The sequence below is a fragment of the Dyella sp. KRB-257 genome (assembly GCF_049445995.1).
In the GTDB taxonomy this organism is placed as follows: domain Bacteria; phylum Pseudomonadota; class Gammaproteobacteria; order Xanthomonadales; family Rhodanobacteraceae; genus Dyella_A.
The window spans coordinates 35,099-46,628 of record NZ_JBMSDZ010000022.1; the positions used below are offsets into that span (position 1 = coordinate 35,099).

Below are 11,530 nucleotides of genomic sequence, written 5' to 3' on the forward strand. Positions count from 1 at the left end.
CTTCCGGCAGGTACGGCCTGCGTAGCCGATGATTATCGAACCGCCGGCCATGCGCTGCAACACGACCGGGTTCGCAACCAAATAATGGCGGCGTTCAGTCGAACAGCAAGTTGTCGATGAGCCGGGTGTTGCCCAGCCGCGCGGCCACCAGCCCCACCAGCCCCGTGCGCTCCCCGCCATCGGGTGGCAGCAGGTCTTCCGCCCGGCGGATTGCCACGTAATCGGGTGCGAATCCGGCGCGCTCCAACTGCGCGGCGGCGGCCTGTTCCACCACGCTCACCGCGTGCCCCTTGGCGATCAACCGCCGCATCTGCACCAGCGTGGCATGGATGCGCGGCGCCAGCGCGCGCTCCGCGGGCGACAGATACTGGTTGCGCGAACTCAGCGCCAGGCCGTCCTGCGCCCGCTGCGTGGGCGCGCCGATCACCTTCACCGGCAGACCGAGGTCGCGCACCATCCGCTCGATCACCTTCAGTTGCTGGAAATCCTTCTGCCCGAACACGGCCAGATCCGGCTGAACCAGGTTGAACAGCTTGCACACCACGGTCGCCACGCCGTCGAAATGACCGGGCCGATGCGCCCCTTCCAGCGTCTCGGTGATCTGCGGCACGCGCAGACTCACGGTGTTGGCGGGGCCATACGGATACATGGTGGCCACGTCGGGGGCGAACAGCAGGTCGCAGTCGTGTTCGGCCAGCCCGGCCTGGTCCTGCACCAGCGTGCGCGGGTAGCGGTCGAAATCCTCGTTCGGCCCGAACTGCGTGGGATTGACGAACACGCTGGCGACCACCCGGTCGGCACGCATCCGCGCCAGGCGGATCAGCGAGAAGTGGCCGGCGTGGAGATTGCCCATGGTGGGCACGAAGCCCACGGTCTGTCCGGCGCTGCGCCAGCCGCGAATCGCGGCACGCAGCGCGCCGACATCCTGCACGGTCTGCATCGATGGAACCTCAGAGGGTGTCGACAAAATAATCAGCTTGCGAGTCTGGTAGCAAGGATACGCGCCTCGACCAGCCAAACCCAAGCCACCGGTGCCCATGACGAACGGTCGTGGTGCGCCATCAGGCGGCGGGCGCGCTCGTTCCACGCATGGGTACGCTCGACCACCCAGCGTTTGGCCTGCACCACAAAGCCTTTAGCGAGTGGCTCCGGCAGCAAGGGCAACTGCACATCGTCCCAGGTGCCCGTGTTGCGATTGTTCGGGTGACGGACGATCTCCACATCCAAGGACGGGTGGGCCGCCTCGATGCCCTCTTTGCACTTGCCCGCGTAGGCGCCATCGGCATAGAGCTTCTGAAGCCCGGGAACCTTGGCGCACGCTTGCGCCATTGCGCGCGCAGTCGATCATGCATCGCCTCGAACACACCGGCCTTCGCCCAGCGACTGAAGGCTTTGTGTACCGCCGCCCACGGCGGGAAACTCTTGGGCAACAGACGCCAGGCACAACCCGTGCGCACGGCATAGCAACAGGCGTCGACCATGCGCTTGCGGGCGTGCTTGGCGGGCCGCCCACGTCCGCCCGCGTGCTCGAACAGGTCGCTTACCAGCGCCCATTCGGCCTCGGTCAGATCCGTGTTCATGCCGCTGGGTCCGTCGGGGCGTCGATGTTTCTCTGTATAGCCGTAGCGCACCGGCGTCCCCTGCTGCTCCACGGGCAACGCTTCGGGGTTGCGCTCCGGCCTGGCCTTGCGGATGCCCGCTTTTCGCAGGGTCGTTCGCACGGTCGCCGAGCAGACACGCGTTCCGGTGCGTCGCGCCAGTTCGCGAGTCACCTCGTCCAGGGTCGCGTGCGGATGCTCGCGCACGATGGCACGCAAGGCCTTCACATGATCTTCGTTCAACGCCGGCTTGCGCCCGCGCTTTACGTCACTGCGCTTCTTTTGTTCCATGAGAACCGTCCGCTCGTGAGACCTACGGCAGATTCTACAGGTTTGTTTTATTTTGTCGACACCCTCTCAGAGGCTGTGAAAAATTCGACCGCCGTAGCGAGAGCGCCGCCAGGCGTTCGTGACAAGGTGCGTTGGGGGCCAATCCGGGGAGTTTGGTGAACCAAATGACCCGGATTGGCCCGCGGCGCGCCGCCGGCACGGGCGTTTGGCGGCGGTCGCAGTAGGCGGGCGATTTTTTCACAGCCTCTCAGTTGAAGCAGTGCTCGGGAGCAGGAAACACGCCGCGGCGCACCTCGTCGGCATAGGCGGCGATGGCCGCCGCCACCGAGTCGCGACCGAGCAGGAAATCCTTGCTGAATCTGGGACGCTTGCCCGGGGTGACGCCGAGCAGGTCGTGCAGCACCAGCACCTGGCCGTCGCAGTATGGACCGGCGCCGATGCCGATGGTGGGAATGGCCACGGCCCCGGTGATGCGCTGGGCCAGCGATGTGGGCATGCCTTCGAGCACGATCAGGTCGGCCCCGGCCGCTTCCACCGCCCGCGCCTCGGCCAGCACGCGCTCGGCCGCCTCCTGTTCGCGCCCCTGGATGCGGAAACCGCCGAACTTGTGCACCGACTGCGGGGTCAGGCCCAGGTGCGCGCACACCGGAATCGACCGCGCCACCAGCGCGCCGATCGCCTCCAGCACGTGCGGCGCCGCGCCTTCGAGCTTGACCATCGCCGCGCCGCCCTCGGCCACCAGACGCGCGCCGGCCTCCAGCGCATGCGCCGTGTCGCGGTCACTCATGAACGGCAGGTCGGCCACCAGCAGCGTGGAGCGCAGGCCGCGGGCGACCGCCGCCGTGTGGTAGACCATGTGGTCGAGCGTCACCGGCAGCGTGCTGGCATGTCCCTGCACCACCATGCCGAGCGAATCGCCGACCAGCGCCACGTCCACCCCGGCGCTCTCCAACTGGAAGGCGAAGCTGGCGTCGTACGCGGTCAGCATGACGATGCGCCGCCCCTCGGCCTTCATCGCCCGCAGGCCCGGCACGGTCACCGGCTTGCGATCGGGGTTACTGGCGTTGTGCACGTACACGTGGCGATCCTGTTCGGGCAAGCGGCCGCACATCATAAACCCTCGCCGCCGCAGTGCAGCACGAGGCGCAGTCAGGGCAGTGCCGTGCAGCCGGTGGCATCCACCTGCCGCAGCAGCTCGATTACTCCGCCCTGCCCCGGCAGAATCAGTTCAGGCGCGATGTCGGCCAGCGGCACCAGTACGAAGGCGCGCTCGCGGATACGCGGATGCGGCAGCGTCAGTCGCCGGTCATCCAGCGTGATGCCGTCCATGTGCAGCAGGTCCAGGTCCAGCGTGCGCGGCCCCCAGCGCGCGCCATCGCGCACCCGTCCGGCGGCCGCCTCGATCGCCAGCAACGCGTCGAGCAGCTGGTGCGGGGAGAGCGCCGTGTGCACACGCACCGCGGCGTTGAGAAAGTCCGGTTGATCGCAGAAGCCCCAGGGCACCGTGCGATAGAAACACGAGCGGCCGGTGACCGCGGTGGACGGCAGCGTGTCCAGCGCGTCGATCGCCCGGCTCAGCGTTCGCTGCGAATCGCCCAGATTGCTGCCCAGCGCCACGTAGGCGGCGCGGGCCGGCGCCGAGGCAGTCACGCCGGGCCGGATTTGCCGGAAGGCTTGCGGCGGCGGCGCTTGCGCGGCGGTCGCCCGGCGGCCGCCGCGGCGGGCGCATCCGGCCCGCTCGGGCCGCCGCTGGCGGGCAGCGCAGCCGCCAGCACGTCCTGTGGCAGTTGCTGCGCATGCGCCCACCACTGGCCCAGTTCACGGATTGCCGGCGATTCCTCCGCGCGCAGCAGCAGGAAGTCGAACGCGGCCCGGAACCGCGGCTGCGCCAGCAGTCGGAACACCCGCTTGCGCTGGATCTGCTCGAAGCGCGGCTGCAGCGACCAGATCTCTTCCATGGTGAAGGTGAAACGCCGCGGGATCGCCACGCGCTGGCACTGCTCGCCCACCACGTGCGCCGCGGCGCGTGCCCAGGCTTCGGACACGTCCATGCCCTGGGCGATCCAGCCGTGCGCGTGGTCGCGCACCTCGCCCCACAGCAGCACCGCGAACAGGAACGCCGGCGTCACCGACTTGCCCTCGATCACCCGCGCATCGGTGTTCGCCAGGCCCTGCTCCAGCAGCGCGCGCAGCGCGTGGTCGCCACGCTCCAGCGCCCGCGCGGTCGACGGAAACAGGAATTTCAGCAGCCCGCACTGTTCGAGCATGCGGAAGCTCTTCAGCCCGTGCCCGCCCAGGAACATCTTGAGCGACTCGTCGAACAGGCGCGCCGGCGCCGCCTCGGTGAGCAGCGGGCCGAGGCTCTCGAACGGCGCCGCGGCCGACGCGTCGATGCGGAACTCGAGCTTCGCCGCCAGCCGCGCGGCGCGCAGCATGCGAACCGGGTCTTCCCGATAACGCGTCACTGGGTCGCCGATCAGTCGCAGCACGCGGTCGGCCACGTCCTGCATGCCGCCGACGTAGTCGCGCACCGAAAAGTCGCTGATGTCGTAATAGAGCGCATTGACGCGGAAGTCGCGGCGCACGGCGTCTTCCTCGATCGTGCCCCAGATGTTGTCGCGCACGATGCGCCCGTCGACGATGTGCCGATCGCCCTCGGCGTCGTCCTCGCCGGTGCCGCGGAACGTGGCCACCTCGATGATCTCCGGCCCGAACACCACGTGCGCCAGGCGGAAGCGACGGCCGATCAGCCGGCAGTTGCGGAACAGCTTCCTGACCTCGTCGGGCGTGGCGTTGGTCGCCACGTCGAAGTCCTTCGGATGGCCGCCGAGCAGAAGGTCGCGGACGGCGCCGCCCACGAGATAGGCATCGAAGCCGGCCTCGTTGAGGCGGTACAACACGCGCAGCGCGGCCTTGCTGATGTTCTTGCGGGAAATCGCGTGCTGGTCGCGCGGAATGATCCGCAGCGCAGGCGCGTCATCGTTCCCTGTCTGGAAGTTCAAGCGGTAAGAATCCCTGCCGATCGGAGAATCCCGCAAGCCTAGCGCACGCACGGATGCAAGGGCATCCCGTGCGTCCGTGCGATCCGCCGGTGCAGCGACGGAATGGCCCACAAGGAAGCCGGCGCAACGGAGCGACAAAGACATTGCCGGGCAAAACAATTCCGCTATACTAGCGCGCTCTGAAACAGAACGCTCCCTTCGTCTAGTGGCCCAGGACACCGCCCTCTCAAGGCGGGAACACGAGTTCGAACCTCGTAGGGAGCGCCAATTCAGTCCGGCCGAATCGCCGGACATCTCGACAGGCCCTCGGCAGCATGACCTTTGTCGTCACCGACAACTGCATCAAGTGCAAGTACACCGATTGCGTCGAAGTCTGCCCCGTCGATGCCTTCCATGAAGGCCCCAACTTCCTCGCTATCGACCCGGACGAGTGCATCGACTGCACGCTGTGCGAGCCGGAGTGTCCGATCAACGCGATCTATCCCGAGGATGACGTGCCGGCCGGACAGGAAAAATTCGTCGCGCTCAACGCCGAACTCGCCAAGGCATGGCCGGTGATCACCGAGCGCAAGGATGCCCCGGCCGATGCCAAGGCGTGGGAAGGCAAGCCCGACAAGATCAACCTGCTCGAACGCTGATCTCCTGTCGCCGCTTCACGCGACACGGCAACGCCGACTGCAACGATCCATCAAGAACGCCGCCCTCGAGGCGGCGTTCTCTTGCTTCCGGGACGCGCGGGCGGATCAGCTGCCCAGCTTGGCTTTCAGGCCATCGACCAGCTTGGCCACGCCGGGGGCGTCGCCCTGCGCACGAACCTCGCTGCCGCCCTGGCCGCTGGGCGCGATCGAGACGCTCACCGTGTGCGCAGTCGCACGGGAGGCATCGCCATTGCCACGGCCGAACAGGCGGCCGAAGAAGCCGGGCTTCTTGCCGGTCGTCGCTACCGCCATCACGGTGACGGTGTAGGTGTGCGCTGCATCGTCGCGCGCCGCGATCTGGCCGATCTCGCCCTGCGCCAACGCATCGCCCACGCGCTTGTACGCGGCATCGACGCTGTCGCCGAGCACGAAACCGTCGGTAATCGTGGCGTTGGCGCCGGGGGCCGCGGCGGTTGCGCCATTGGCGGTGGGCTGGTTGGCGCCAGGCGGCGGAATCACCAGCGCCTCACTGGCCGAGGGCGTGTCCAGACCCGGCGGAATCTCCAGCGGAGCTTCCTGCTTGGCCGTATCCCACGACTTGTGCGAACGGAACATGCCACAGCCCGAGAGCATGAGACCGGAAAGAAGCAGGGCCGGCATGGCCACCGCGAGCGAGGTTTTCTTCATGTAATGGGATTTCCGTGGGAGAGTCATGTCGCCGGGTTCAGGCGGCGACAGCCAGTGGAACAAGTCGGGCCAGCGCCCGGTGGATTTCGTCGCGCACCGCGCCGTCGGCGAGCTCGACCAGCGGCAGCCGCGGCACCGCCGTGCCCAGACCGAGCATCGGCAAGCCCGCTTTCACCGCGATCGGGTTGGGCGCCCCGTTGAGCGCCTCCACCAGTGGCGACAACCGTGCATCGATGCGTCGAGCCGCATCCGCCTGGCCGGCCGTCGCAGCATCGCACAGTTCGCGGAACACCCCGGGTACCAGGTTCGCGACCACCGAGATGGTGCCGGCGGCGCCCGCCAGCATGGCCTCCCTGGCCGTACCGTCGTCGCCGGAGAGATAGACGAAATCGGGCCGGACAAGTTCCGCCATGGCGCGGATGCGATCGGCGTCGCCGCGTGCCTCCTTGATGCCGAGGATGCGCGGGTGGTCGCGCAGCGCCGCCACAGTCTCGGGAAGCATGTCGCAGCCGGTGCGCCCGGGCACGTTGTAGAGGATCAACGGCAGGCCACCGTGGTCGGCCACGTCGGTGAAATGCCGGCGCAGGCCTTCCTGGGTCGGACGCACGTAGTACGGCGTGACCACCAGCGCCGCGTCGGCGCCGAGTTCCGCCGCGCGGCGGGTCAGTGCCACCGTCTTGGCCGTGCCGGCCTCGCCGGTGCCGGCGATCACCGGCACGCGTCCCGCGACGTGCCGCAGCGCAAACGCCAGCAGCCGCTCGAACTCGTCGTGCTCGAGCATGTGCGCCTCGCCGGTGGAACCGGCCACCACGAGTGCCTGGGTGCCGCCGCCGATCTGGTAGTCGAGCAGGCGCGCGAAGCTGTCCAGGTCGAGCGCGCCATCGGCACCGAACGGCGTGACCAGGGCACAGATGCTTCCGCGGATGTTCAAGGGACTTCATTCCAGCAAAAAAATCCAGTCGTGCATGTTACTTGCGGGCTCGCGCGAGGGGCAAGTAAGCTCGAAAGCCCTACGCCCGCCGCGCTCGCGTCCGGCATCTCCCCCGCACAGGCAGGTCCGCCTTTGAACCGCACCATCCCGCGCACCGGAAGCGATGAACAGTTACTGATCCAGACCCTGTCCTCGGCAGGCAAGAGCCCCCTGCTGACGCTGGCCCGCCGCATTGCCGACGCGGGCTGCAACCTGTCCGACGCACGGGTCTCGACGATCGGCGCCGACAGCTCGCTGGTGCTGGTGGCCAGCGGGGCCTGGGATGCGCTGGCCAAGCTGGAGAACGCACTCGGCAAGCTCGCCCGCGACGAGGACATGCACCTGGTGCACTACCGCACGCAGCCGCGCGAGCCCGATGCGCGGCGGCTGCCGTACCTGGTGGAAGTGGTCAGCGCCGATCGCCCGGGCATCCTGGTACGCCTCGTGGAGTTCTTCCACCGCAACCGCATCACCATCGAGCAGCTCAATTCGATGCACTACCAGGCGATGCAGACCGGTGCGGAGATGTTCCAGGCGCAGATCACCATCGGCGTTCCGTCGGACAGCCACATCGCCACCTTGCGCGACGATTTCCTGGAGCTGTGCGACAGCCTCAATCTCGATGCCATCATGGATCCGGTGAAGTTCTGAGGATCGCGCGGAGACAATGCCCTGGCAAGGACTTTCATTCGCTGGCAGACGCGCTAGTCTCTGGGCCGGGACGTTTGTGAGACCGGCCATGCAGTCAGGGCACCCTTCGTGGAACCACCGCCGCCTTCGCGGCCTCGCCCCGACCGCTGCCGACATCGCTGCCCTTGCCGCCCACGCGGCCGCACCACCCTCCCCATCCCACGACAGTGCGACGGTCCCCGGCCGCCGCAGGAGAACCCATGCCTGAGATCGGCAAGAAGATTCCCGCCCTGAAGGGGCGCACCGGCGACGACACCGAGCTGAAACTGTTGGACTACCAGGGCCAGTGGGTCGTGATCTATTTCTACCCCAAGGACAGCACGCCGGGCTGCACCACCGAAGCACAGCAGTTTCGCGACCTCCACCCCGCCTTCCGCAAACGCAACGCCGAGATCATCGGCGTGTCACGCGATTCGATCCGCTCGCATGCCAACTTCGCCGCCAGACAGGGGCTGCCGTTTCCCCTGGTATCCGACGCCGATGAAGTCTGGTGCAACGCATTCGACGTGATCCGCGAGAAGCTGCTGTACGGCAAGAAGCACTTGGGCATCGTGCGCAGCACCTTCCTGGTGGACCCTGATGGCCGTCTCGCCGCCGAGTGGCGTGGCGTGAAGGTGCCGGGCCACGCGCAGGCCGTGCTCGATGCCATCGCAACCGCCTGATTTTCCACGGCCGATCGCGCGTCTGGCGCCACGCGCGCGCGCGGCCGTTCCGCGGCCGCCTTCTCCGGCCGCGCCCAGCGGCGATGGCCGCACCCCTTCTTCCATCCCGCCCAGCGAGGTTTCTTCCGCATGACCGGAAGCAAGCGCATCTACGTGCTCGATACCAACGTGCTGCTGCACGACCCGACGTCGCTGTTCCGCTTCGAGGAGCATGACGTGTTCATCCCGATGACGGTGCTGGAAGAACTGGACGAAAAGAAGAAAGGCGCCTCCGAGGTCTCGCGCAACGGGCGCCAGGTCAGCCGCTTCCTCAACGAGCTGATCGAGCGCGGCAACGGCCACGGCATCAAGGATGGCCTGTCGCTGGACAATCCGCAGGGCGTGAACCTCAAGCGCGACGGCGAGGCAGGCCGCCTGTATTTCCAGCAGCGCGCCACCAATAACCACGGTAAGGCGGACAACCTGATTCTCGCCGCGGTGATCGACCTGCGCGAGCAGCAGCCGCACCGCTCGGTGATCCTGGTCAGCAAGGACATCAACCTGCGGATCAAGGCCAGCATCTACGGCATCGATGCGGAGGACTACGAGAACGACAAGGCGCTGGACGATTTCTCCCTGCTCTACACCGGCGCCACCGAACTGCCGGAGGATTTCTGGGAGCGCCATGCGGAAGTCGAGTCGTGGAACGAGCGCGGCCGCACCTACTACCGGCTGGACCGCGGCGAAGGCGAGGACTGGTACGCCAACCAGTGCCTGTTTCTGCCCGGGGACGAAAGCGTCGAGCTGCGCGTGACGTCGGTCGACGAGGAGCAGGCCACGCTGGTGCTGCTGGACGACCACAGCCATCCCAACCACAGCGTGTGGGGCATCGCGGCGCGCAACCGCGAGCAGAACTTCGCGCTCAACGTGCTGATGGACCCGGACGTGGATTTCGTCACCCTGCTCGGCACCGCCGGCACCGGCAAGACCCTGCTGGCGCTGGCCGCCGGGCTGGCCCAGGTGATGGACCAGCAGCGCTACCGCGAGATCATCATGACCCGCGCGACGGTCTCGGTCGGCGAGGACATCGGCTTCCTGCCCGGCACCGAGGAGGAAAAGATGACGCCCTGGATGGGCGCGCTCACCGACAACCTCGAAGTGCTCGCCAACCCGGAGGAAGGCGGCAACTGGGGCCGCCAGGCCACCAACGACCTGCTCGCCTCGCGGATCAAGATCCGCTCGCTGAACTTCATGCGCGGGCGCACCTTCCTGTCGCGCTACCTGATCATCGACGAGGCGCAGAACCTCAGTCCCAAGCAGATGAAGACGCTGATCACCCGCGCCGGCCCCGGCACCAAGATCGTCTGCCTGGGCAACGTGGAGCAGATCGACACGCCCTACCTCACCGAAACCACCTCCGGCCTCACCTACGCGGTGGACCGCTTCAAGCACTGGGCACACTCGGCACACATCACCCTGCGTCGCGGCGAGCGCTCGCGCCTGGCCGATTTCGCCTCCGAGGCGCTTTGATAACATCGCGGATCGGCGTCCAATGCCCAAAGCGTAGGCGATTTCACCCTTCGTCATTCCGGCGAAAGCCGGAATCCAGTGCCTTTGACGCGTGACGAAAGTCGCTGGATCCCGGCTTTCACCGGGATGACGGGCAGAGGCACGTTCAGAGTCATCCCGGTGCCATCAGCGCTGCTGGCCCGCCTGCCCTGCATGCTGGCAGCGACCTGAAGGGAAGCGTCGACTTCTGAATCGATGCGGATCGGACCGTCCGCCGGTGGCGGCGCTATGCTTGCCAGCGATTGATCGGATTTCTTTCTCTATGCACCTGCTCAACCCCCGCCTGATCGTCCTCTGCCTGCTGCTGGCCTTCGCCTTCTGTGTGCTGCTGGTGCACCTGCGCGGGCGCGCGCGGCTGCGTTTCGATCGCCAGCTGGTCGACCATTCGGCGGTGTTCGCCCCTTACAACCTGCTGATGTACGCGTTCTCGGCGGTGCCGGCGCGGCCCATCCTCGACCGCCGCGGCTTCCCGCAACTGGACCTGCTGCAGGCCAACTGGCAGGCGATCCGCGCCGAGGCGCTGCGACTGTTCGACGAAGGCCACATCCGCGCCGCGCAGAAGCACAACGACGCCAGCTTCAACAGCTTCTTCAAGCAGGGCTGGAAGCGCTTCTATCTCAAGTGGTACGGCGAGCCGCTGGCCTCGGCCGAGGCGCTGTGCCCGCAGACGGTGCGCCTGCTCAACAGCATCCCCAGCGTGAAGGCGGCGATGTTCGCCCTGCTGCCGCCGGGCTCCAGGCTCAACCCGCATCGCGACCCCTTCGCCGGTTCGCTGCGCTACCACCTGGGCCTGATCACGCCCAACTCGGACGACTGCCGCATCTTCGTCGACGGCCAGATGCACGCCTGGGGTGACGGCAAAGACGTGGTGTTCGACGAAACCTACGTGCACTGGGCGGAAAACCGGACCGACCAGACCCGGGTGATCCTGTTCGCCGATGTGGAACGACCGCTGCGCACGCGCTGGATGACCGCATTCAACCGTCGCGTCGGCGCCTTCATGGGCAGGATCACCGCCTCGCCGAACACCGAGTCGCCAGAGGAGAAGACCGGCTTCGTCAACCGCGTGTTCGCCCTCAACCAGCGCAGCCGCGGGCGCAACCGGGCATTCAAGAAGAAGCACCCGAAGCTGTTCCGCGCGCTGAAGTACACCGGCATGCTGGTCTTCATCTGGCTGGTCTTCCTGGCGCCCTGGCCGTTCGTGCGTTGACGCGTTCGGAACCGCCCAGGGCTGAGAAAAATTCGACCACCGCAGCGAGAGCGCCGCAGCGCACGTTTGCCGGAGCTGCATTTATTTCGTACCGCGTTACGTAATACCCTGATTCCGTGACCACCTCACCATGCCCGTGCCGGCTTACGGACGTCTATACGTCCGTGCCGCGCATAGTGCTTCGCTGTGGTGATTTCGCGGGGCGAAACGCCGCATGAGGGGGTCAACAAGGCG

General features: G+C 67.1%; 11 protein-coding genes, 1 tRNA gene and 1 pseudogene. 6 read left to right on the forward strand and 7 right to left on the reverse strand.

Annotated elements, in window-relative coordinates; genetic code table 11:
* Positions 1-94 precede the first annotated feature (94 nt).
* From panC to pcnB, 5 genes and pseudogenes are all read right to left on the reverse strand, one after another.
* A complete protein-coding gene (panC, locus tag ACO2Q2_RS14615) occupies positions 95-940 on the reverse strand; it encodes a pantoate--beta-alanine ligase (protein WP_423256632.1) in 846 nt (281 codons plus the stop codon).
* 32 nt (positions 941-972) lie between these two features.
* Positions 973-1,889 (reverse strand): annotated as a pseudogene (locus ACO2Q2_RS14620) (transposase).
* Positions 1,890-2,136: 247 nt separating this feature from the next.
* The gene (panB, locus tag ACO2Q2_RS14625; protein ID WP_423256634.1) at positions 2,137-2,967 is read right to left on the reverse strand and encodes a 3-methyl-2-oxobutanoate hydroxymethyltransferase; all 831 of its coding nucleotides are present in this window, start codon (positions 2,965-2,967) and stop codon (positions 2,137-2,139) included.
* 71 nt (positions 2,968-3,038) lie between these two features.
* The gene (gene folK, locus ACO2Q2_RS14630) at positions 3,039-3,539 is read right to left on the reverse strand and encodes a 2-amino-4-hydroxy-6-hydroxymethyldihydropteridine diphosphokinase (protein ID WP_423256636.1); all 501 of its coding nucleotides are present in this window, start codon (positions 3,537-3,539) and stop codon (positions 3,039-3,041) included.
* Positions 3,536-4,891, reverse strand: coding sequence for a polynucleotide adenylyltransferase PcnB (gene pcnB, locus ACO2Q2_RS14635; RefSeq protein WP_423256638.1), 1,356 nt, complete (start codon positions 4,889-4,891; stop codon positions 3,536-3,538). The genes folK and pcnB overlap by 4 nt, the downstream gene beginning before the upstream one ends.
* 191 nt (positions 4,892-5,082) lie before the next feature.
* On the opposite strand from pcnB, the gene ACO2Q2_RS14640 reads away from it, so the two are divergent.
* Positions 5,083-5,158: transfer RNA gene (locus ACO2Q2_RS14640), tRNA-Glu, on the forward strand.
* A 47-nt stretch (positions 5,159-5,205) separates the two neighbouring features.
* Positions 5,206-5,529, forward strand: a complete 324-nt coding sequence (fdxA, locus tag ACO2Q2_RS14645; protein ID WP_423256640.1) for a ferredoxin FdxA — start codon at positions 5,206-5,208, stop codon at positions 5,527-5,529.
* A 105-nt stretch (positions 5,530-5,634) separates the two neighbouring features.
* On the opposite strand, the gene ACO2Q2_RS14650 is transcribed toward fdxA, so the two are convergent.
* Positions 5,635-6,216 carry a hypothetical protein gene (locus tag ACO2Q2_RS14650; protein WP_423256642.1) on the reverse strand — a complete coding sequence of 194 codons (582 nt, stop codon included), beginning with the start codon at positions 6,214-6,216 and terminating at the stop codon, positions 5,635-5,637.
* 37 nt (positions 6,217-6,253) lie between these two features.
* On the reverse strand, positions 6,254-7,147 hold the full coding sequence (gene dapA, locus ACO2Q2_RS14655) for a 4-hydroxy-tetrahydrodipicolinate synthase (protein ID WP_423256644.1): 894 nt from the start codon (positions 7,145-7,147) through the stop codon (positions 6,254-6,256).
* A 132-nt stretch (positions 7,148-7,279) separates the two neighbouring features.
* Here dapA and ACO2Q2_RS14660 point away from each other — a divergent pair, with 132 nt between their 5' ends.
* The 4 genes from ACO2Q2_RS14660 to ACO2Q2_RS14675 all read left to right on the forward strand — a co-directional run bounded on the left by ACO2Q2_RS14660 (position 7,280) and on the right by ACO2Q2_RS14675 (position 11,296).
* Positions 7,280-7,837: a glycine cleavage system protein R gene (locus ACO2Q2_RS14660; protein WP_423256646.1), complete on the forward strand. Its 558-nt coding sequence runs from the start codon at positions 7,280-7,282 to the stop codon at positions 7,835-7,837.
* 239 nt (positions 7,838-8,076) lie between these two features.
* Positions 8,077-8,538, forward strand: a complete 462-nt coding sequence (locus tag ACO2Q2_RS14665; RefSeq protein WP_423256648.1) for a peroxiredoxin — start codon at positions 8,077-8,079, stop codon at positions 8,536-8,538.
* A 129-nt stretch (positions 8,539-8,667) separates the two neighbouring features.
* Positions 8,668-10,047 carry a PhoH family protein gene (locus ACO2Q2_RS14670; RefSeq protein ID WP_423256650.1) on the forward strand — a complete coding sequence of 460 codons (1,380 nt, stop codon included), beginning with the start codon at positions 8,668-8,670 and terminating at the stop codon, positions 10,045-10,047.
* Between the two features lie 322 nt (positions 10,048-10,369).
* Entirely contained in the window at positions 10,370-11,296 is a 927-nt protein-coding gene (locus ACO2Q2_RS14675; RefSeq protein WP_423256656.1) for an aspartyl/asparaginyl beta-hydroxylase domain-containing protein, read from the forward strand.
* Positions 11,297-11,530: the final 234 nt, after the last annotated feature.